The 20,310-nt window shown below is 70.7% G+C and carries 19 protein-coding genes; 9 read left to right on the top strand and 10 right to left on the bottom strand.

What is annotated here, in order from left to right; translation table 11 throughout:
• Positions 1 to 39 precede the first annotated feature (39 nt).
• Complete coding sequence (locus ACZ5K7_RS13850; RefSeq protein ID WP_468913274.1) at positions 40 to 1,257, bottom strand: class I SAM-dependent methyltransferase; 1,218 nt, start codon at positions 1,255 to 1,257, stop codon at positions 40 to 42.
• A gap of 90 nt (positions 1,258 to 1,347) precedes the next feature.
• On the opposite strand from ACZ5K7_RS13850, the gene ACZ5K7_RS13855 reads away from it, so the two are divergent.
• From ACZ5K7_RS13855 to groL, 4 genes are all read left to right on the top strand, one after another.
• Positions 1,348 to 2,235 carry a polysaccharide deacetylase family protein gene (locus ACZ5K7_RS13855; RefSeq protein WP_468913276.1) on the top strand — a complete coding sequence of 296 codons (888 nt, stop codon included), beginning with the start codon at positions 1,348 to 1,350 and terminating at the stop codon, positions 2,233 to 2,235.
• On the top strand, positions 2,232 to 3,035 hold the full coding sequence (locus tag ACZ5K7_RS13860) for a polysaccharide deacetylase family protein (RefSeq protein ID WP_351693591.1): 804 nt from the start codon (positions 2,232 to 2,234) through the stop codon (positions 3,033 to 3,035). The genes ACZ5K7_RS13855 and ACZ5K7_RS13860 overlap by 4 nt, the downstream gene beginning before the upstream one ends.
• Positions 3,036 to 3,530: 495 nt before the next feature.
• Positions 3,531 to 3,839, top strand: a complete 309-nt coding sequence (gene groES / locus ACZ5K7_RS13865; protein WP_066995800.1) for a co-chaperone GroES — start codon at positions 3,531 to 3,533, stop codon at positions 3,837 to 3,839.
• Between the two features lie 118 nt (positions 3,840 to 3,957).
• Positions 3,958 to 5,583 carry a chaperonin GroEL gene (groL, locus tag ACZ5K7_RS13870; RefSeq protein ID WP_351693584.1) on the top strand — a complete coding sequence of 542 codons (1,626 nt, stop codon included), beginning with the start codon at positions 3,958 to 3,960 and terminating at the stop codon, positions 5,581 to 5,583.
• Between the two features lie 223 nt (positions 5,584 to 5,806).
• On the opposite strand, the gene ACZ5K7_RS13875 is transcribed toward groL, so the two are convergent.
• The 6 genes from ACZ5K7_RS13875 to ACZ5K7_RS13900 form a co-directional block, all read right to left on the bottom strand.
• Positions 5,807 to 8,095, bottom strand: a complete 2,289-nt coding sequence (locus ACZ5K7_RS13875; protein ID WP_468913279.1) for an ABC transporter permease — start codon at positions 8,093 to 8,095, stop codon at positions 5,807 to 5,809.
• Complete coding sequence (locus tag ACZ5K7_RS13880; protein ID WP_468913281.1) at positions 8,092 to 8,784, bottom strand: ABC transporter ATP-binding protein; 693 nt, start codon at positions 8,782 to 8,784, stop codon at positions 8,092 to 8,094. The genes ACZ5K7_RS13875 and ACZ5K7_RS13880 overlap by 4 nt, the downstream gene beginning before the upstream one ends.
• Positions 8,785 to 8,843: 59 nt before the next feature.
• Positions 8,844 to 9,254, bottom strand: coding sequence for a hypothetical protein (locus ACZ5K7_RS13885; RefSeq protein WP_351693576.1), 411 nt, complete (start codon positions 9,252 to 9,254; stop codon positions 8,844 to 8,846).
• 351 nt (positions 9,255 to 9,605) lie between these two features.
• Positions 9,606 to 10,313 carry an ester cyclase gene (locus tag ACZ5K7_RS13890; RefSeq protein WP_351693573.1) on the bottom strand — a complete coding sequence of 236 codons (708 nt, stop codon included), beginning with the start codon at positions 10,311 to 10,313 and terminating at the stop codon, positions 9,606 to 9,608.
• Positions 10,314 to 10,388: 75 nt separating this feature from the next.
• Entirely contained in the window at positions 10,389 to 11,162 is a 774-nt protein-coding gene (locus tag ACZ5K7_RS13895; protein WP_351693570.1) for an SDR family NAD(P)-dependent oxidoreductase, read from the bottom strand.
• A 97-nt stretch (positions 11,163 to 11,259) separates the two neighbouring features.
• Positions 11,260 to 11,928 carry an MOSC domain-containing protein gene (locus tag ACZ5K7_RS13900; protein ID WP_468913284.1) on the bottom strand — a complete coding sequence of 223 codons (669 nt, stop codon included), beginning with the start codon at positions 11,926 to 11,928 and terminating at the stop codon, positions 11,260 to 11,262.
• Between the two features lie 79 nt (positions 11,929 to 12,007).
• Between ACZ5K7_RS13900 and ACZ5K7_RS13905 the strand changes: the two genes are divergently transcribed.
• On the top strand, positions 12,008 to 12,907 hold the full coding sequence (locus ACZ5K7_RS13905; RefSeq protein WP_351693564.1) for a LysR family transcriptional regulator: 900 nt from the start codon (positions 12,008 to 12,010) through the stop codon (positions 12,905 to 12,907).
• Positions 12,908 to 12,988: 81 nt separating this feature from the next.
• On the opposite strand, the gene ACZ5K7_RS13910 is transcribed toward ACZ5K7_RS13905, so the two are convergent.
• Positions 12,989 to 13,318: a WhiB family transcriptional regulator gene (locus ACZ5K7_RS13910; protein ID WP_351693561.1), complete on the bottom strand. Its 330-nt coding sequence runs from the start codon at positions 13,316 to 13,318 to the stop codon at positions 12,989 to 12,991.
• 381 nt (positions 13,319 to 13,699) lie between these two features.
• Here ACZ5K7_RS13910 and ACZ5K7_RS13915 point away from each other — a divergent pair, with 381 nt between their 5' ends.
• The 4 genes from ACZ5K7_RS13915 to ACZ5K7_RS13930 all read left to right on the top strand — a co-directional run bounded on the left by ACZ5K7_RS13915 (position 13,700) and on the right by ACZ5K7_RS13930 (position 18,060).
• Positions 13,700 to 14,311 carry a response regulator transcription factor gene (locus ACZ5K7_RS13915; protein WP_003948568.1) on the top strand — a complete coding sequence of 204 codons (612 nt, stop codon included), beginning with the start codon at positions 13,700 to 13,702 and terminating at the stop codon, positions 14,309 to 14,311.
• Positions 14,312 to 14,588: 277 nt separating this feature from the next.
• A complete protein-coding gene (locus ACZ5K7_RS13920) occupies positions 14,589 to 15,176 on the top strand; it encodes a sigma-70 family RNA polymerase sigma factor (RefSeq protein ID WP_351693558.1) in 588 nt (195 codons plus the stop codon).
• A 152-nt stretch (positions 15,177 to 15,328) separates the two neighbouring features.
• Positions 15,329 to 16,831: an IMP dehydrogenase gene (gene guaB / locus ACZ5K7_RS13925; protein ID WP_450973572.1), complete on the top strand. Its 1,503-nt coding sequence runs from the start codon at positions 15,329 to 15,331 to the stop codon at positions 16,829 to 16,831.
• Between the two features lie 104 nt (positions 16,832 to 16,935).
• Entirely contained in the window at positions 16,936 to 18,060 is a 1,125-nt protein-coding gene (locus tag ACZ5K7_RS13930; RefSeq protein ID WP_351693552.1) for a GuaB3 family IMP dehydrogenase-related protein, read from the top strand.
• A 70-nt stretch (positions 18,061 to 18,130) separates the two neighbouring features.
• Here ACZ5K7_RS13930 and ACZ5K7_RS13935 read toward each other — a convergent pair whose 3' ends face one another.
• Together ACZ5K7_RS13935 and ACZ5K7_RS13940 are read right to left on the bottom strand one after the other, a co-directional pair.
• Positions 18,131 to 18,694, bottom strand: a complete 564-nt coding sequence (locus ACZ5K7_RS13935; protein WP_468913287.1) for a hypothetical protein — start codon at positions 18,692 to 18,694, stop codon at positions 18,131 to 18,133.
• A gap of 144 nt (positions 18,695 to 18,838) precedes the next feature.
• Positions 18,839 to 20,047, bottom strand: coding sequence for a nucleotide sugar dehydrogenase (locus ACZ5K7_RS13940; protein WP_351693546.1), 1,209 nt, complete (start codon positions 20,045 to 20,047; stop codon positions 18,839 to 18,841).
• Positions 20,048 to 20,310: the final 263 nt, after the last annotated feature.

Raw genomic sequence — 20,310 nt, forward strand, 5'->3', positions numbered from 1 at the left:
CAGCTAACCCACCCCCCACCCCCCCCGACCCGAAAACCATCACGAAAAGGAAGGGCCCCCCCCCCCCCCTCCCCCCCCCCCCTCCCCCCCCCCCACCCCCCCCCCCCCCCCCCCCGCCACCCGGGTCAGGAACACGGTCGCCGCGTTCGGCCCCTGCGGCTTGACCTTCCTGCGCAGCTCCTCCGGCTCCACGGCCGAGCCGCGCTTCTTCACGGTCAGCGTGCCGACCCCGCGCTCGCGCAGCAGCGCCTTCAGCTTCTTGACGTTGAAGGGGAGCTGGTCGGTGATCTCGTACGCGCTGGCATACGGGGTCATGTGCCGCTCGTCCGCCGTGATGTACGCGATGGTGGGGTCGATCAGTCCGCCGTCCAGGTCCGCGGCCACCTCGGCGACCAGGTGGGCCCGGATGACGGCGCCGTCGGGCTCGTACAGGTACCGCCCGACGGGCCGCACCTCGGGATTCGGCAGCATGCTGTCGGGCGAGGCCCACACGCCGGCCCCCGAGGGCAGCAGCACCGCCCGCCGGGCGCCGGGCGTCACCCGCGCGCCGAACCACACCGTCGCCTCCTTGACGTCGCCCCCGTCCGAGATCCATTCGGCCTCGGCATCCGCGGGGATCGCCTCGTGCGGGATGCCCGGCGCGACCTTCAGCACACCGCACGACGCCTGCCGGGCCGCCTCGACGGCCCACGACAACGGTGGGGAGTAGGCCTCCGGATCGAAGATGCGGCCCCGGCCGCCGCGCCGGGCCGGGTCGACGAACACGGCGTCGTAGCCGGCCGTGTCCACCTCCGTGACGTCCGCCTCCCGCACCTCGATCAGGTCGTCGAGCCCGAGCGCCTCGGCGTTGGCCCGTGCCACGGCCGCGGCCGACGGGTCCCGGTCCACCGCCAGCACGCGGATCCCGGCACGGGCGATCGCGATCGCGTCGCCGCCGATGCCGCAGCACAGGTCGGCGATGGTGCGGACGCCCAGCGCCCGGAGAGACTCCGCCCGGTACGAGGCGACGCTCGCCCGCGTCGACTGCTCGACCCCGTTCGGCGTGAAGAACATGCGGTCCGCGTCCGCCTCCCCGAACTTCGCCGCCGCCCGCTGCCGCAGCCGGGCCTGGGTGAGCGCCGCCGACACCAGTTCGGCGGGGTGCTCGCGGCGCAGCCGGGTGGCCACGGCGAGTTCGTCGGCGGGCGCGGTGCCGCGCACCTCGGCGAGGAGGGCGCGGCCCTCGGGGGAGAGGAGGGGGGCGAGGAGGTCGTTCACCGGGACATTGTCGGCCAGTCGGTGGATGGTTCGCCTCCGGCGGCGGTGTCGGCGCCGGTTCCGGGGGAGGTCCTGGAAGGATCCGACGCCATGCGAGTAGTCGTACAAAATGACAAAAAAGGGTTGAAGGCGGGTATGGCGGGCCTGCTGGCCGCGGCCACCCTGATGTCCGGCTGCGCGGGGCCCGACACCGGCTCCACCGCCCGTCCCGCCGCCGGCCAGCAGCCGCACCGGGCAGCGCCCGCCCCCGACTCCCACGCCGCCCTGGTCGCCGCCGCCAGGCGCTGGGGCCTGGACGCGGTCCCGCTGCGGCCCCCGGCCCCGCCGAAGGTGAAGCCGAGGATCACCGCGCGCGACGGCTTCGAGGTGGACGGGCAGGAGGAGGACGACCTGCCCCCGGTCTTCACCACGATCCCGACCAAACAGAAAATCGTCTTCCTGACCATCGACGACGGCTGGAACAAGGACCCGCGGTTCCTCCGCATGATGAACGACCTGCGGATCCCCTACACCGCGTTCCTCAGCAACTACCTGGTCAAGGACGACTACGGCTTCTTCCGCAGGATGCAGGCCGAGGGCCACACCCTCAACAACCACACCCTGACCCACCCCTATCTGCCCGGTCTGTCCTACGAGGAGCAGAGGGACGAGATCTGCGGCATGCAGGCGATCATGAAGAAGCAGTTCGGCAAGGCGCCGACGGTCTTCCGGCCGCCCTACGGCAACTACAACGGCGACACCCTGCGTGCCGCCAAGTCCTGCGGCATCAAGTACGCGCCGATCTGGGACGAGGAGGTGTTCGTCGACCACTGGGAGTATCGCGAGTGGGACCGCGGCCTGCACCCCGGTGACATCGTGCTCACGCACTTCCGGGGCAAGGACGACTGGGACGGCACGATGATCGACGACATGCGCCGCTTTCTGAACAAGGTCACCCGCGAGGGCTATGCGGTGGCGCGCCTGGAGGACTACCTGTGAGCCGGCCGAGGGCGACGGCCGCGCTGCTGACCGCCGCCCTCCTCCTGGCGGGCTGCGCCCAGTCCGTCGACCCGATCGAACGGCTGGGCAAGAAGGCGGCCGACCGGGTACGGCCGCACGGCCCGGCCGCCGAACAGCCGTACCGCCGCTGGGGCCTGACCGCGCCCCTGCTCCCGGCGCCGCACCCCCCGCTCCACCCGCTCGCCCTCCGCACGGACCTCCCGCCGGTCGTCGACCACGTCACCACCACCGACAAGGTCGTCTTCCTCACCTACGACGACGGCGCCGAGAAGGACCCCCGGTTCGTGGACATGGTCCGTGAACTGCGGCTCCCGGTGAGCATGTTCCTCACGGACAGCGTGGTCGGCCCGGGCTACGGCCACTTCGCCCGCCTCCAGGAGGTCGGCGCGAGCGTCCAGAACCACACCCTCGACCATCCGGCCATGCCGGGCCTGCCCTACGCCGGACAGCGTGCCGAGATCTGCGGCCAGCAGGAGAAGCTCAAGTCCCGCTTCGGTATCCGCCCCCGCCTCTTCCGCCCGCCCTACGGCACGTACGACACCACCACCCTGCGCGCGGCGGCCGACTGCGGGGTGACGGCGGTGGTCCTGTGGCGCGCGGCGATGACGGCCGACGGCATCGCCTACCGCCGCGGTGAGAAGCGGCTGCGCCCCGGCGACATCGTCCTGGTCGGCCCGGACGAGGCCACGGGCCTGACCCTGCGCGAACGCACGACCCGCCTGCTCCGCCGGGTCCAGGAAAACGGCCTGACGGTGGGACGGCTGGAGGATTACCTGTAGGCCCGACCGTCGTCGTCGCTGCTGCTGCTGCTGCTGCTGTCGCTGTCGCTGTCGCTGCCGCCGTCGCCGTCGCCGTCGCCGTCGCCGTCGCGCCGCCGCCGCCGCGTCCCGGCCCGGCCGCCGCCGCGTACCGGCCCGTGCGGTGTCCGCGTGCCCGGCCCGTGCGGTCTGCGCGTGCCCGGCCCGTGAGGCGTTCGCGTTCCCGGCCCGTGCGGCGTTCGGGGGCGGGGGCGGAGCCGAAAGCGGGGGTCCGGGGTGGCAGTCCCAGGGGTGGTCACCGCGGCCCCGGTCACCGTTTTTTTCGACGCCGCGCCGCAGGTAATTGGCACTCCGCTTGACCGAGTGCTAATCGCGGTCATAGTCTCGGCTCTGGCACTCGGCAGATGAGAGTGCCAACTACGCGACGGGCAGGTCCGGCACCCGCGACGACGGATCCACCTGGTCGCCACCTCAGACAGTTAACCCCGTGAGATCTCCGAAGGGGGAGGTCGGATCGTGACGACCACCAGCTCCAAGGTTGCCATCAAGCCGCTCGAGGACCGCATTGTGGTCCAGCCGCTCGACGCCGAGCAGACCACCGCCTCTGGCCTGGTCATCCCGGACACCGCGAAGGAGAAGCCCCAGGAGGGCGCCGTCCTCGCCGTGGGCCCGGGCCGCTTCGAGAACGGCGAGCGCCTGCCGCTCGACGTCAAGGTCGGCGACGTCGTGCTGTACAGCAAGTACGGCGGCACCGAGGTGAAGTACAACGGCGACGAGTACCTCGTCCTCTCGGCTCGCGACGTGCTCGCGATCATCGAGAAGTAGTTCACCTCAAGCACATTCTGCTTTGAGCTGCGCCCCTGGCCCCCGCGACCTTATGAAGCCGGGCGTCAGGGGCGCGGTTCGTTTCACCCACGCTTTCCGAGAGGGCTGAACCGCTCCCATGGCGAAGATCCTGAAGTTCGACGAGGACGCCCGTCGCGCCCTCGAGCGCGGCGTCAACAAGCTTGCCGACACCGTCAAGGTGACGATCGGCCCCAAGGGCCGCAACGTCGTCATCGACAAGAAGTTCGGCGCCCCCACCATCACCAACGACGGCGTCACCATCGCCCGCGAGGTCGAGCTCGACGACCCGTACGAGAACCTCGGCGCCCAGCTGGTGAAGGAGGTGGCGACCAAGACCAACGACATCGCGGGTGACGGTACGACCACCGCCACCGTGCTGGCCCAGGCGCTCGTCCGCGAGGGCCTGAAGAACGTCGCCGCCGGCGCCTCCCCGGCCGCCCTGAAGAAGGGCATCGACGCGGCCGTCGCCGCGGTCTCCGAGGAGCTGCTCTCCTCCGCCCGTCCGATCGACGACAAGGCCGACATCGCCGCCGTCGCCGCGCTGTCCGCCCAGGACCAGCAGGTCGGCGAGCTCATCGCCGAGGCGATGGACAAGGTCGGCAAGGACGGTGTCATCACCGTCGAGGAGTCCAACACCTTCGGTCTGGAGCTGGACTTCACCGAGGGCATGGCCTTCGACAAGGGCTACCTGTCGCCGTACTTCGTGACGGACCAGGAGCGCATGGAGGCCGTCCTGGAGGACCCCTACATCCTCATCAACCAGGGCAAGGTCTCCTCCATCGCGGACCTGCTCCCGCTGCTCGAGAAGATCATCCAGAGCAACGCCTCCCGCCCGCTGCTGATCATCGCCGAGGACGTCGAGGGCGAGGCGCTCTCCACCCTCGTCGTCAACAAGATCCGCGGCACCTTCAACGCGGTCGCGGTCAAGGCCCCCGGCTTCGGCGACCGCCGCAAGGCGATGCTGGAGGACCTGGCGATCCTCACCGGCGCCACGGTCATCTCCGAGGAGGTCGGCCTCAAGCTCGACCAGGTCGGCCTGGACGTGCTGGGCTCCGCCCGCCGTGTCACGGTCACCAAGGACGACACCACGGTCGTCGACGGCGCCGGTGACTCTGGTGCCGTCACCGGCCGCGTCGCCCAGATCAAGGCCGAGATCGAGAACACCGACTCCGACTGGGACCGCGAGAAGCTCCAGGAGCGCCTCGCGAAGCTGGCCGGCGGCGTGTGCGTGATCAAGGTCGGCGCCGCCACCGAGGTGGAGCTGAAGGAGAAGAAGCACCGTCTGGAGGACGCCATCTCCGCGACCCGCGCCGCGGTCGAGGAGGGCATCGTCTCCGGCGGTGGCTCCGCGCTCGTCCACGCCGCGAAGGTGCTGGAGGGCGGCCTGGGCAAGACCGGCGACGAGGCCACCGGTGTCGCCGTGGTCCGCCGCGCGGTCGTCGAGCCGCTGCGCTGGATCGCCGAGAACGCCGGCCTGGAGGGCTACGTCATCACCTCCAAGGTCGCCGAGCTCGACAAGGGCCAGGGCTTCAACGCCGCCACCGGCGAGTACGGCGACCTGGTCAAGGCCGGCGTCATCGACCCGGTCAAGGTCACCCGCTCCGCCCTGGAGAACGCCGCCTCCATCGCCTCCCTGCTCCTGACGACCGAGACCCTGGTCGTCGAGAAGAAGGAAGAGGAGGAGCCGGCGGCCGCCGGTCACTCCCACGGCCACTCCCACTGAGGCACGCCGGCAAAGCCGGTAAGCAGTAAGTCACTGTGCCCCGCCGCTCCGCGGCGGGGCACAGTGCTGTCGTGCTGGGGGGGGCGGAGGGGACGGCAGATCCGGATCGGCGGTGTGCGGCTCGCCCGCCCTCGTCGGCTGCCCTCCCCGCTCGGCTCCGAGGGGCGGCCCGAAGCCGAGGACCTGCTTCGGGCAGCCGCTTTCGCCATGGCGAGCCGAGCGGTCAGTCGCGGCGGATCAGCTCCGGATCGATCCGGCGGCCGGCCAGTGGCAGTGAGCCCGCCGCCGCGGCCGCCAGCACTCCCGCCACCGCCAGGGACAGCAGGGGGATGCCGGCGACATCCCAGCGGACCACTCCACCGCCGGTGATCAGGTAGCTGGACTCGGCGAGCTTCCCGGTGACGACCGCCAGGGCGAGACCGAGACCGAGCGGCAGCACCACCTGGAGGCACTGCACGGCCCGCATGGTCCGTGCCCGGGCGCCGATCAGGGTGACGGCGGTGACCTGCGCACGGCGTTCGACCGCGCGATCGGTCACGGACACCAGGAACGCGGCCACGCCGATGACCAGCCCCATGATCATGCCGAGGGCCAGCAGGGTTTCGACGACGGATATCTGTTCGAGTCCCTGGACGTTCATTCCGACCAGCTCCACCTCGGCGATCGGGGCGATCGCCCCGATACCGTCGAGGACCTTGCGGACCTGGCCCGGCTCCGAGCCGCTGGTGAGCACGAGCTCGGCGTCACGGGGCCGGGCGTGTGCGGGCAGTGCCGACGGTGGGACGAGGAGCACGGCGTTGCCCACGGCGGACGCGGAGTACCCGCTGTAGACGATCCCGTCGGTGGGGAAGCCGATGTCCAGGTGCCCGGTCCCGCTCCCCGAGAGGCGGAACCGGAACGGCGTGCCCGGTTTCACGCCGGATCCGACGCTGGAGTTGGGGTCGACGAGCCTCATCACCTTGCCGTCCACGCAGCCATGGGAGCGCTGGACCATGTGCTCCAGCTGCGCGCAGGTGGCGATCAGGGCGGTGGCCGACGACGCGAACGCGTCCTCGGGGCTCTTCCTCTCGAAGTCGACCCAGGAGTTCATCATGACGGCGTGGGTGCGCACACCGGCGAGGCCGCCGAGTTCCCTCTGCCGGTCCGGGGTCAGAGCGGACAGGGAGAGGGAGTAGTCCTGCACGGGTCCGGACGGCCGGCTGACCTGTTCCAGCTGGATGAGAACACCCTGGGCGAGCGAGGCGGCGTAGACGAGGAGTACGAGACCGGTGACGACCCTCATCGTGCTTCCGGGCTCGGCCTCGTTGCGCCGCATCGCCAGGTTGAGCGTGAGGGACTGGGTGGACGCCGCCACTCGGCGGGCGAGAACGTACGAGATCAACGGGAGCGTGAGCACGAGCCCGACTCCGGTCAGCACGACGCCGCCGACCACGAGCAGCGCGTTCACGCCCACACTCGACGCGGGGTGCCCGAGCACACCGCTGACGCAGAAGCCGGACACGATGCCCATACCGGCGATCAGGAGGAGACCGCCCCACCTGGACGGCGGCCGCGGCAGCGCGGTGCGGCGTACCGCCAGCGGGTTGGCGGCGGCCTCCCGCGCGCTCTTGCGGCCGACGAACCAGGCCAGCGCCGGGCAGCCGATCAGGCACACGGCGACCGTGGTCGCGGACAGGGCGCCGTCGTCCGGATACCACCGCAGCGCGGGCAGCCCCGTCCTGGACATCACCTGGTTGAGAACCCAGTACTCACCCAGGCCGAGCACCGCGCCGAGCAGTGCGGCCATCACGGTCTCCGCCGCGTTCACGCGCTGGGTGCCCTTGACGCTGAGGCCGAGCAGGCGCAGCGCCGCCAGGCGCCGCATGCGGCTGGCGGCGGACAGACGCGCACAGACGGTGAGGAAGATCCCCAGGGGCAGCAGAACCAGGGTGGCCAGAGCGAACCGCACGTCCGTCAGCGTGGACGGTTCCACGGCGGGGGACGGGGCGTAGTCGTACCCGAACCCCTTCAGGGTCCGGCCCTCGTGGGCGATCCGGCCGCGCGTGGTGCCGATGTACGCGTACAGCTCGTCCGGGTGCGCGAGCCCGGCCCCCGCGATGGTTCCCTTCTCCCGTCCCGGCAGCAGCCCCTTGACGGCGGGTGCCTCACGCAGGAGGTCGTGGACGCGCGGCGAGACGAACACCTCGCCGGGGCCGGGGAGCCGGGTCAGACCGGGCGGGGCCGACCGTGTTCCCTCGGTTCCCCGCGCGATGAACACGCGGGTGAACGGCCTGGATCCGTACGCGTCGGAGCGCTGGACGACGAGCGTGCCGTCCGCCGGCCCCTTGGCGGAGGTGACGGGCTGTCGTGCCGCGGCCCGGCCGTCGTGGGCGTGCAGGATCGCCGGAACGGTGAGGACGAGGGCCAGGCAGCAGACACCGATGGAGCCGCCGGCCGCCATCAGGAAGAAGCGTGTGCGGTTGCCCCGCCCCGCGCCGAAGAGGAGTCGCAGACCGAGCAGGAATTCCGTCACGCCGCACCTCGCGGCGTGAGCACCCCGTCCGACATCGTGTAACGGGTGTCGGCCTGTGCGGCCACCCCGTGATCGTGTGTCACCAGAATGACGGCAGTGCCCTGCGAGCGGGCCAGTCCGAGGAACTCCTTCAGTACGGCGGAGGCGTTGGCGGTGTCCAGGGAGCCCGTCGGTTCGTCCGCGAACACGACCGCGGGCCGGTGGACCAGGGCCCGTGCCACCGCGGCGCGCTGGCTCTGTCCGCCCGAGACCTGCGAGGGCCGGCGTTCACGCAGCTCGCCGAGGCCGAGCCGTTCCAGCACTTCGCCCGCTCTGGCGAGAGCGGGCCGCTTGCGCTGTCCGGTCAGGCGCAGGGGCAGCGCGGTGTTCTCCTCGATGGTCAGTTCCGGGAGCAGTTCGCCGTACTGGAAGACGAACCCGAACCGTTCCCGGCGCAGGGCGCTGATCTCGTCGTCGGAGAGGTCACCGAGCGAGCGCCCTTCGAAGCGCACCTGACCACGTGTGGTCGGCAGGACGCCGGCGAGGCAGTAGAGCAGCGAGGACTTTCCGGAGCCGCTCTGCCCTGTGATGGCCACGACCTCACCCGGGGCGACCGAGAGGTGGGCGTCGCGGACGGCCTGGTGGTTGCCGTAGGAGAGGTCGACTCCGACGGCCGAGATGATGTCTGACGTGCTGATGGCTTCCCCCAAAGAAGCGTGCGGGCCCAGGGGGATGTGCCCCTGGGCCCGCGGTCCTGCCGAAGCGCCGACTACCTCTGGTAGTGCTTCGTCGACGAGCAGTTGTCAGGGTTGAGCGAGCCCTTGTCACGGCAGACGCGGATGTAGGCGTCGTCGGTGTGCAGAGCGGCGCCGTCCCAGTTCAGCTTGTCGAGCGGGACGCTGTGCTTCTGCTTGCCGTTGTAGCGACTCCAGTCGTAGCCCTCGACGCGGACCTGCATGTAGACGTTGTGACCGTCACCGTTGTCGGTGTCGTTCAGGTTGCCCGCCCACTCGAAGGCGCCGTGGTTCTGGTTCGAGGGCCAGAAGGCGTACTGGCCACTGGTGAACGAACCGCCGCCGGTGGACAGCGTCGGAATGGTGTGCCACGAGACGGCGGCCGCCGTCCCCGCGCTGACGGCGAACAGGCCTGCGGCTATCGCGCCGACTGCCAACTTACGCATGTTTTCCTCCCGTTGTTGTGCATGACGCCGGATGGTCAGGTCCGGAGCCGTCGTGAACCTAGCAGCCGTGAAGGAGGGTGAATGGCGCGGTAAATTCGATTCTGTTCACTTTCGATCATGTTCCTATGCGGCGGACTTTGCCTGCACGTTGCCTTTGCTTGGCTTGGGGTTGACCATTAGCTGAGCTTTTTCTGAGGGTTGGTGATGGTTCGTCTGACGCAGAGCCGACATCCGGGACCAGGGACAGATGAAGCCCCCGTTCCGGATACGGAACGGGGGCTTCGCCCCTCGCGGGTACTTCCTACTGTCGTACCACTGGGCCCGTCGTACTACTTCCCGGCCGCTGTCATGTCAGATCTGCAGCGCGTCCAGCGCTCCGAGCCGCTCCATCAGCCCGAGCCGGTCGTACTGCAACCAGCCCTCGGCCATCTTCCCGTCGGCGTCGAAGCGGTGGATCGTCGTCCCGGCCATGCTGACCTGCCGGCCGGTGTTCGGCACCCCCATGAACGCCGCCTTCTGCACACCCGTCCAGAGCCACCTGGTGCACACCCGGTCGCCCTGGGCGATCTGGTCCTCGACGAGGAACGAGAAGTCGAAGGCTCCCCGCCACATCTCCAGCTTGCGCCGCATCGCGTCCATGCCGATGGTGACCTGGCCCTCGACCGGCTCGTGGTCGTGGTAGTCCTCGGTGATCAGACCGTCCAGCGGAACCAGCGGGCCGGGCGCGGCGATCGTCTCGAAGAACCGCCGCGCGGTGTCGGCGTACCACCGCTCGTCGCGCACCACGTCCAGATCGGTGAAGGTCGGCATCCCGTCGCAGAGCGCCAGGATCTCGTCGAGGACCTGGTCGGTCTCCGGCCGGTTCGAGTTCAGCATCGCCTCCTCGTACGAGGGGAACTCCACGATCTCGACCAGGTGCGACGCGTCGGAGCGGTCCTTGCCGACCACCGCGTGCGTCGCCGTCCGCTTCCCCTTGGCCTGCGTGACCCACTTGTCCATCAGCCGGTCCATCTCGGCCGGCCGACTGGTCCTGCACTCGATGAGCTGTACGAACGTCATGCCACCGCCTCCGGCCCCCCTGGGTCCGGTACCGTCACGCCCATTTTCCCACCGAGGGAAGCGGCACCGCAGCCGTCACTGCGGCCCGTACTTACGCCCCGTCTTCGAGGTGATCCCGCCCAGCAGCCCACGCGGGGCCACCTTCGCCAGGCCGGTCAGCACCTTGTACCGCGGGTCCGGGATCGACAGCGTCTTGCCGCGCGAGAGGTCGGCGAGCGCCGCCTCGACCAGCTTGTCGGCGTCCAGCCACATCCAGTCCGGGATGTTGTCCGTGCCCATCCCGGCCCGCTGGTGGAACTCGGTGCGCACGAAACCGGGCGCCAGCGCCATCAGCCGGACGCCGGTACCCGCCAGATCGCGCGCCGCGCCCTGGGTGAACTGCACGACCCACGCCTTCGACGCGCCGTAGGTGCCCCGGGGCACGAAGGCCGCCACCGAGGCCACGTTGACGACACCGCCGCGCCCGCGCTCCCGCATCGCCTCCGCCGCCGCCGAGGTCAGCCGCAGCACCGCCTCGCAGTGCACCTTGAGCATCTTCAGCTCGTCGGCCATCGAGACGTCCAGATAGCGGCCCTTGTTGCCGAAGCCGGCGTTGTTGATCAGCAGGTCGACCGGGTTCCGGCGGTCGCCGAGGCGGGCGGCGACCGACTCGATGCCGGTGTCCTCCGCGAGGTCGGCGGTGAGTACCTCCGCCTCGATGCCGTGCCGGTCGTGCAGCTCGGTCGCCTGTTCACGCAGCCGTTTGGTGTCCCGCGCCACCAGGACGAGGTTGTGCCCGTCCGCCGCCAGCCGCCGCGCGAACGCGGCACCGATTCCCGCGGTCGATCCCGTAATCAGAGCCGTTGTCATGGCCCAAGGGTAGTTACCCGGACTGACGGCGTCCGCTGCGCGCACCAGCTCTCCCGATGGGTGAAGCGCTGGTGAACGGCGTGCGGGTGACGGCCGTTCAGTCCTGCTGTGCCGCCATGTACTTCCGGGCCTGCGCCAGCGCCTCCGGGTGCAGGGCCTCGCCCGCCGCGAGGAGCCGGGGCAGCAGCTCCCGCTCGGTGGTGACCGCGCGGAACTGCAGCGCCGCCGTCACCCCGTGGGCCGGGCGGTGGATGATCTCGATCGGGTCGCCGGCCCGGATCTCACCCGGTTCGATCACCCGGAGGTAGGCACCGGTCGCACCCTTCCGCGTGAACCTCTTCACCCATCCCCGTTCGCCCAGATGGCCCTGGAAAGTGCGGCACGGGATGCGCCCGGAGGTGACCTCCAGTACGACCCCGGAACCGATCCGCCAGCGCTCGCCGATCAGCGCATCCGACACGTTCAGCCCGTTTGTCGTGAGGTTCTCACCGAAACAGCCGTTCGGCAGCGGCCGGCCGAGCTCCTTCTCCCAGGCGTCCAGGTCCTCGCGCGCGTACGCGTACACCGCCTGGTCCTCGCCGCCGTGGTGGCGCAGCTCGCACACCGCGTCCCCGGCCAGTCCGCTGCCCGCGACCCCCTTGGGGCCGGGCGCCTGCACCCGCACCGGGCCGTCCGTGGGCCGCTTGTCGATGCCGGTCACGCCGTCCTTCTGGTCCGTGTGGGGCGACGGCGTCGGGATTCCGAGGTTCACCGAGAGAAGCTCCATGGTCCGAAGGTACGGGACCTGCCTCAAAGCGTCGACGCATTATTGGGCGTGCTGTCCAAGCCCGCCTTATGCTCGGAGAGTGATAGAGGCCCGTCATCTCCGCGTCCTGCGTGCCGTCGCCACCACCGGTTCCTTCTCGGCGGCGGGGCGCGAACTGGGCTGCACCCAGCCCGCAGTCAGCCAGCAGATGAAGGCCCTGGAGACCTCCGTCGGCACCCCGCTGCTGGTGCGCAACGGCCGCGAGATGCGCCTGACCCAGGCCGGCGAGGCCCTCGTGCGGCACGCCTCCGGGATCCTCGCCGGGCTCACCGCCGCCGAGGAGGAGGTCGCCGCGATCGCCGGCCTGCGCGCCGGCCGGGTCCGCCTGGTCTCCTTCCCGAGCGGCAGCTCCACCCTGGTCCCGACGGCACTGGCCGCCCTGCGCGCGGCCCACCCCGGCACCCGGGTCTCCCTGGAGGAGGCCGAGCCGCCGAAGTCCGTGGAGCTGCTGCGCGCGGGCGACTGCGACATCGCGCTGGCCTTCCGCTACGAGGGCGCGGCGGGTGCCGAGGAGTGGGACGACCTGGTGGTGCGGCCGCTGCTGACGGACCGGCTGGTCGGCCTGCTGCCCGAACGGCACCGGCTCGCACGCGCGGAGTCGGTCGCCCTCGGGGAACTCGCCGACGAGCCCTGGATCGCGGGCTGCCCGCGCTGCCGGGGACAGCTCGTCCAGGCCTGCGAGAACGCGGGCTTCACGCCGCGCATCGACTTCGCCACCGACGACTATCCGGCCGTGGTCGGCCTGGTCGGCGCCGGTCTGGGCGTCGCGGTGCTGCCCCAGCTGGCGGTCGAGTCGGTACGTCCGAGAGGTGCGCGCACGGTGGCGCTGGAACCCGCGGTGGTGCGGGAGATCGTCGCTCTCACCCTGCCCGACCTGGCACAGGTGCCGGCCGTGGCGGCGACGCTGGAACAGCTGCGCCGGGCGGTCCGGCGGGCCTAGGAAGGCGGGGCCGACGGACGGCCCACTCGGCAGCGGTTTGAAGAAACGTTATTTCAGGCGTGTGCGGGGGAGTCGGTTCTTTCAGGTGTGCGGGAGGGGGTCGCCGCTGGTCGTCGACGCCGACACCAGCCTGTTGCGCGCCCGCCCCATGAGCTCTTCGCGCTCGTCCTCGGTCAGGCCGCCCCAGACGCCGTACGGCTCGCGGACCGCCAGCGCGTGCGCCGCGCACTCCGCGCGGACCGGGCACCTCATGCAGACCTCCTTGGCCGAGTTCTCACGGGCACTCCGAGCCGCCCCGCGCTCGCCCTCGGGATGGAAGAAGAGCGAGCTGTCGACCCCACGGCAGGCAGCCAGGAGCTGCCAGTCCCACAGGTCCGCGTTCGGTCCGGGAAGGCGGGAGAAATCTGCCATTACGTGACCCCTTGTAGCCGTTCTGGGCGGATACGGTGCCAACGACCGTACATCTCCGGTCTAGAGAGATGAAAATATGACTCATTGCGAATCTAGCCCCAGACACCGTGAAACGGGAAGAAAAAGGTCTAAATGGGGCATTGGATGTGATGAAAAGTTGAGGGTCTGACGTCCATGTCTGCACCGTGTCCGCGCCCTCACGTAGAGTGCCGAAGACGGCACGCGGCCCCGTAACTCTTTCGAGTGACCGTCGTTGAGAGGGCGGAGGCGGTTGAAACAACAAGCGCTCGGGCAGGCGTCCGAGACGGTCGACCGCACAGGTGACGATTCCGTACCAGCCTGGAGGCTCAAGGTGACGCGCATCAGCTGCGGAGGGCGGTCATGACATCCGTCCTCGTCTGCGACGACTCCCCGCTTGCCCGAGAGGCGCTGCGCCGCGCGGTGGCGACCGTGCCCGGCGTCGAGCGCGTGACGACGGCGGCCAACGGCGAGGAAGTCCTCCGCCGCTGGGGCGCCGACCGCTCCGACCTGATCCTGATGGACGTGCGCATGCCCGGACTGGGCGGTGTCGAGACCGTGCGCCGGCTGCTGTCGGCCGACCCCGGCGCGCGCATCATCATGCTCACGGTCGCCGAGGACCTGGACGGGGTGGCCCTGGCCGTCGCGGCCGGCGCCCGCGGCTACCTGCACAAGGACGCCTCGCGTGCGGAACTGCGCGCGACCGTCACCCAGGCGCTCGCCGACCCCACCTGGCGGCTGGCGCCCCGCCGTCTCCGCTCGGCCGAGATGGGCGCCGCGCCCACGCTCACCGCGCGCGAGATCCAGGTCCTGGAGGGCATGAGCCACGGCCGCTCCAACGCCGAGATCGGCCGCGAGCTGTTCCTCTCCGAGGACACCGTGAAGACCCATGCCCGGCGCCTGTTCAAGAAGCTCGGCGCCTCTGACCGCGCCCACGCGGTGGCCCTCGGCTTCCGCTGGGGACTGGTCCGTTAACAGGGCGCTGAGCTGCGTCGCAGCGGGACCGCGGACCGACCGGACGCCCCCGCCTACCTCATGGTGGGCGGGGTCCGCAAGGCGGAGCGCCGGAGACCCGCTGCTCGTTTCGGCGCCGATGCCGCATCCTTGAGGTGTGGAGTCTCTCGGGGACGAGTCGTTCGAGCGGAAGGGGAGGGCGCAAGGGATGAGTTCCGGCGCACCTGCTCATAACGCTTCGGTGCACAACGACGGACGCGGTGCCACACCGCCGACGGCCGCAGGGCACGATGGACCGATGCGCGACGACGAGGCGGTCACCGCCATAGGGACGATCGGCGCTCTCGTCCATCGCGCCGTCGACGGGGACGAGCAGGCCACGCACGACCTGCTCGCCCATGTCCACCCACTCGCGCTGCGCTACTGCCGCACGCGCCTGTCCCGCCTCCCGGGCGACGCCCGCCACTTCGTGGAGGACCTGGCCCAGGAGGTCTGCGTGGCGGTCCTCCTCGCGCTGCCCCGCTACCGCGACACCGGCCGCCCCTTCGAGGCCTTCGTCTTCGCCATCGCCTCCCACAAGGTCGCCGACCTCCAGCGGGCCGCGATGCGCCATCCGGGCTCCACGGCCGTCCCCTCCGACGAGATGCCGGAACGTCCCGATGACTCCCTCGGCCCCGAGGAACGGGCGCTGCTCAGCAGCGACGCCGAATGGGCCAAGAAACTCCTGGCCAACCTCCCCGAGAACCAGCGCGAGCTCCTCCTCCTGCGCATCGCGGTGGGCCTCACCGCCGAGGAGACGGGCCAGATGTTGGGAATGTCACCGGGCGCCGTCCGGGTCGCCCAGCACCGGGCCCTGAGCCGGCTGCGCGCCCTGGCGGAGCAGTAGCCGCACGGCTCGCCGCCCCCGATGAACAGGCGTGCGGTCATTTCCGTACGAACATACGAAGCCCGTAGCTGGGCCGTACCGTGGAATTTGGGGCCTGTGCTTCCCGTTAGCATGGACATCCGCACCGTTCAAGGCCATTTGGGGAAGGTGTCATGACTGCCAACGTCGACGGAGTGCCCGGAAAATTCGCGACACTCGGGCTTACCTACGACGACGTGCTGCTGCTGCCGGGCGCATCCGAGGTGCTCCCGAACGCGGTCGACACCTCGTCCCGCATCTCCCGCAACGTCCGGGTCAACATCCCGCTCCTGTCGGCGGCGATGGACAAGGTGACCGAGTCCCGCATGGCGATCGCGATGGCCCGTCTCGGCGGCGTCGGCGTGCTGCACCGCAACCTGTCGGTCGAGGACCAGGTGAACCAGGTCGACCTGGTCAAGCGGTCCGAGTCCGGCATGGTCACCGACCCCATCACGGTGCGCCCGGAGGCCACCCTCGCCGAGGCCGACGCCCTGTGCGCCAAGTTCCGCATCAGCGGTGTGCCCGTCACCGACCCGGCCGGCAAGCTGCTCGGCATCGTCACCAACCGCGACATGGCCTTCGAGAGCGACCGCACCCGCCGCGTGCACGAGGTCATGACCCCGATGCCGCTGGTCACCGGCAAGGTCGGCATCTCCGGCACCGAGGCCATCCAGCTGCTGCGCAAGCACAAGATCGAGAAGCTGCCGCTGGTCGACGACGAGGGCGTCCTCAAGGGCCTGATCACGGTCAAGGACTTCGTCAAGGCCGAGAAGTACCCGAGCGCCGCCAAGGACGCCGAGGGCCGCCTGCTCGTCGGCGCCGCCGTCGGGGCCAGCCCCGAGGCCCTGGAGCGGGCCCAGGCGCTCGCCGAGGCCGGCGCGGACTTCCTGGTCGTCGACACCTCGCACGGTCACAACAGCAACGCCCTCAGCTGGATGTCGAAGATCAAGTCGAGCGTGGACGTCGACGTGATCGGCGGCAACGTCGCCACCCGCGACGGCGCCCAGGCGCTCATCGACGCCGGTGTCGACGGCATCAAGGTGGGCGTGGGCCCCGGCTCCATCTGCACCACGCGCGTGGTCGCCGGCATCGGTGTCCCGCAGGTCACGGCCATCTACGAGGCGTCCCTCGCCGCCCGCGCGGCCGGCATCCCGCTGATCGGCGACGGCGGTCTGCAGTACTCCGGCGACATCGGCAAGGCGCTCGCCGCCGGCGCCGACACCGTGATGCTCGGCAGCCTGCTGGCCGGCTGCGAGGAGTCGCCCGGCGAGCTCCTCTTCATCAACGGCAAGCAGTTCAAGTCGTACCGCGGCATGGGATCGCTCGGCGCGATGCAGTCCCGCGGCCAGGGCAGGTCGTACTCGAAGGACCGGTACTTCCAGGCCGAGGTGGCCGCCGACGACAAGCTCGTGCCCGAGGGCGTCGAGGGCCAGGTGCCCTACCGCGGCCCGCTCTCCAACGTGCTGCACCAGCTCGTCGGCGGCCTGCGCCAGACCATGGGTTACGTGGGCGCCGCCACCATCGAGGAGATGGAGTCCAAGGGCAGGTTCGTCCGCATCACCTCCGCGGGCCTCAAGGAGAGCCACCCGCACGACATCCAGATGACGGTCGAGGCGCCGAACTACAGCCGCAAGTAGTCACCACGGTCTTTCCAGGGCGGCCCCGGGCGCACCGGGGCCGCCCTTGTCGTACCCGTCGGCGATACTGGAAGACGCTGAAACGAAGAGGAAAGGCCACAGACGTGACTGAGATCGAGATCGGGCGCGGCAAGCGCGGCCGCCGGGCGTACGCCTTCGACGACATCGCCGTCGTCCCCAGCCGCCGTACGCGGGACCCGAAGGAGGTCTCGATCACGTGGCAGATCGACGCCTACCGCTTCGAGCTGCCGTTCCTGGCCGCCCCCATGGACTCGGTCGTCTCGCCGGCCACCGCGATCCGCATCGGTGAGCTCGGCGGCCTCGGCGTGCTGAACCTCGAAGGCCTCTGGACGCGCTACGAGGACCCGCAGCCGCTGCTCGACGAGATCACCGAGCTGGACGCGGACGCCGCGACCCGCCGCCTCCAGGAGATCTACGCGGCTCCCATCAAGGAGGAGCTGATCGGGCAGCGCATCAAGGAGGTGCGCGACTCGGGCGTGGTCACCGCCGCCGCGCTCTCCCCGCAGCGCACGGCCCAGTTCTCCAAGGCCGTCGTCGACGCGGGCGTGGACATCTTCGTCATCCGCGGTACGACGGTCTCGGCGGAGCACGTGTCGGGTTCGCACGAGCCGCTGAACCTGAAGCAGTTCATCTACGAGCTGGACGTCCCGGTCATCGTCGGCGGCTGCGCCACGTACACCGCGGCCCTGCACCTGATGCGCACGGGCGCGGCCGGCGTGCTCGTCGGCTTCGGCGGCGGCGCCGCCCACACCACGCGCAACGTCCTCGGCATCCAGGTCCCGATGGCCACCGCGGTCGCGGACGTGGCCGCCGCCCGCCGCGACTACATGGACGAGTCCGGCGGCCGGTACGTCCACGTGATCGCCGACGGCGGTGTCGGCTGGTCCGGCGACCTCCCCAAGGCGATCGCCTGCGGCGCGGACTCGGTGATGATGGGCTCCCCGCTGGCCCGCGCGACGGACGCGCCCGGCAAGGGCCACCACTGGGGCATGGAGGCGGTCAACGAAGAACTGCCGCGCGGCAAGAAGGTCGACCTCGGCACGGTCGGCACCATCGAGGAGATCCTCACCGGCCCGTCCCACACCCCCGACGGCTCGATGAACCTCTTCGGCGCGCTGCGGCGGGCGATGGCCACGACCGGCTACAGCGAGCTGAAGGAGTTCCAGCGCGTCGAGGTGACGGTGGCGGACTCGCAGCACAAGCGGTAGGTCCCGCAGGACGGGCGAAGGGCCGGTCACCCGTTTCGGGTGACCGGCCCTTTCACGTGCCGCGAGCCGGTCAGGCAGCCGCCTTCCGGGCGCCCGAGAACGCCGCCCACCCGGCGATCGCGAAGAAGAGGAAGGTCAGCGGATCGGTCTCTTCCTTCCACGCGTCCTGGACGACGCCGAAGTGCTGGAAGAACAGCTCGGAGAAGCTCACGCCGAGCTGGTCGGCGCCGATCATCGCCTCGCCGACCAGCTGGCCGAAGTAGACGGAGCCGAGCGCGAGGACGGTGCTGACGACGGCGAGCAGCGGGTTGCGGCCGCCGAGCCTGCCGGCCGCGAGGCCGATGACGAAGCCGACGCCGACGGCCGCCCAGCCGATCTCGTGCTTGGTGAGGCCGATGACCATGCCGTAGAGAGCGGCGGCGGCCACAGCCGCGACGACGGCACCGACCACGCCGAGGGCGACATTGCCCCGGGGCGGCGCGGGCGCCGGAGGCGCGGGTACGGCGCCGGGCTGGGCGGCGTACGGCGCGGGCGCCTGCTGCTGGGCGAACGGGTTGCCGTCGGCCGGCTGCGACTGGGGCTGCGACGGCGACTGCGGCTGGGGCTGCGGCGGTGGTGGAGCTGACTGGCTCATGACAGAAAATCCCCCCTGATGGATCACCGCGCGAACAGCGAGGTGAGAAGACGTGCGCACACCTGTGCGACGAGTGAGGGGAGATTAACAGGAGCCAGTGACAACACCCCTGACGATTTCCGCGCCGGGTGCGCGGCGGAGGGCTCAGAGCCGGTGTGCCGCTCCCGTCGGTGTCGCCCCGCGGGTGTCGAGGAGCAGCTGTGCCTTCACCGACAGGCCCTGGAGGTCGTACGTCCGGTGCTGCTGGACCAGGATCGTCAGATCGGCGTCGGCGGCCGCCTCGTAGAGGGAGTCCGCGCGGGGGACCGGGCGGTCCAGGACGTTCCAGGACGCGATGTGCGGGTCGTGGTAGCTGATCGAGGCGCCCAGTTCCATCAGCCGGATCGCGATCTCACGGGCGGGCGTGGCCTGCTGGTCGGCGAGGTCGGCCTTGTAGGTGACGCCGAGCAGCAGCACGCGCGCGCCGCGGGCCGACTTGCCGTGCTCGTTGAGAAGCGCGGCGGCGCGCTGGACGACGTACCCCGGCATCCGGTTGTTGACCTGCTGGGCCAGTTCCACCATGCGCAGGCCGCGGCCGGCGACGCCGGACAGGTCCTGGGCGACCCCGTGGCCGCCGATACCGGGGCCGGGACGGAAGGCCTGGAAGCCGAACGGCTTCGTCTCCGCGCAGCGGATCACGTCCCACAGGTCGACGCCCAGGTCATGGCAGAGGACGGCCATCTCGTTGACGAGGGCGATGTTGACGTGCCGGAAGTTGGTCTCCAGGAGCTGCACGGTCTCGGCCTCGCGCGGGCCACGCGCGCGTACCACCTTGTCGGTGAGCCGGCCGTAGAAAGCGGCGGCCGACTCCGTGCACGCGGGCGTGAGACCGCCGATGACCTTCGGGGTGTTGGCCGGGGTGAAGTCGCGGCTGCCGGGATCCACCCGGCTGGACGAGTAGGCGAGATGGAAATCGCGCCCCGCCCGCAGACCCGACCCCTTCTCCAGCAGAGGCCGCAGGAAGTCCTCCGTCGTCCCCGGGTGGACCGGCGACTCCAGGATCACCGTGGTGTGCGGGCGCAGCCGCTCGGCCAGGGTGCGGGCCGCGGCCTCCACCCGGCTCAGGTCGAGCCCGCCGTCGGCGCCGCGCGGGGTCGGCGCGCAGATCACGGCCGTCCGCACCCGCCCCAGTTCGGCCGGGTCCTTGGCCACCCGGAAGCCCCTCGAGAGCATCCGGCGCAGCTCGGCGGGGCTGAGCGAGCCCGCCTCGGGACCGGTGGCGTACCCGATCGTGGGGATGCCGGCGGCCACGGCGGCCTGGGCGAGGGGCAGGCCGAAGGGACCGAGTCCCATGACGGCGAGGTCTGCGGGCATGGCGTGGGCCGTCCTTCCCAGTAACCGAAGCGGGACAGGTGCGCAAGCCCTGTGGACAGGATGAGCGAAGCGCAATGTCAGACTAGGAGTAAATATGAACGTTATGTGGGATTGTGTACGTGTGTCTTCCGGGGGTTCGGTGAGCGTTGTCCACAGGCTGGGGGCGCGTGGTGGCTGAAGTCGGGCAACGCGGTCAGACTTTGGGCATGGGCCGCGCCTGCCGGGTGGGGCCCATGCGACCGACGACCGACGACGAGCCATGA

The sequence above is a fragment of the Streptomyces sp. NPDC031497 genome (assembly GCF_055580905.1).

Bases quoted from the DNA above. Each gene is read 5' to 3' on its own strand.
- ACZ5K7_RS13855 (WP_468913276.1), top strand. From the start codon at position 1,348: ATGCGAGTAGTCGTACAAAATGACAAAAAAGGGTTGAAGGCGGGTATG.
- groL (WP_351693584.1), top strand. From the start codon at position 3,958: ATGGCGAAGATCCTGAAGTTCGACGAGGACGCCCGTCGCGCCCTCGAG.
- ACZ5K7_RS13885 (WP_351693576.1), bottom strand. From the start codon at position 9,254: ATGCGTAAGTTGGCAGTCGGCGCGATAGCCGCAGGCCTGTTCGCCGTC.
- ACZ5K7_RS13890 (WP_351693573.1), bottom strand. From the start codon at position 10,313: ATGACGTTCGTACAGCTCATCGAGTGCAGGACCAGTCGGCCGGCCGAG.
- ACZ5K7_RS13895 (WP_351693570.1), bottom strand. From the start codon at position 11,162: ATGACAACGGCTCTGATTACGGGATCGACCGCGGGAATCGGTGCCGCG.
- ACZ5K7_RS13900 (WP_468913284.1), bottom strand. From the start codon at position 11,928: ATGGAGCTTCTCTCGGTGAACCTCGGAATCCCGACGCCGTCGCCCCAC.
- ACZ5K7_RS13910 (WP_351693561.1), bottom strand. From the start codon at position 13,318: ATGGCAGATTTCTCCCGCCTTCCCGGACCGAACGCGGACCTGTGGGAC.
- ACZ5K7_RS13915 (WP_003948568.1), top strand. From the start codon at position 13,700: ATGACATCCGTCCTCGTCTGCGACGACTCCCCGCTTGCCCGAGAGGCG.
- ACZ5K7_RS13920 (WP_351693558.1), top strand. From the start codon at position 14,589: ATGCGCGACGACGAGGCGGTCACCGCCATAGGGACGATCGGCGCTCTC.
- guaB (WP_450973572.1), top strand. From the start codon at position 15,329: ATGACTGCCAACGTCGACGGAGTGCCCGGAAAATTCGCGACACTCGGG.
- ACZ5K7_RS13935 (WP_468913287.1), bottom strand. From the start codon at position 18,694: ATGAGCCAGTCAGCTCCACCACCGCCGCAGCCCCAGCCGCAGTCGCCG.
- ACZ5K7_RS13940 (WP_351693546.1), bottom strand. From the start codon at position 20,047: ATGCCCGCAGACCTCGCCGTCATGGGACTCGGTCCCTTCGGCCTGCCC.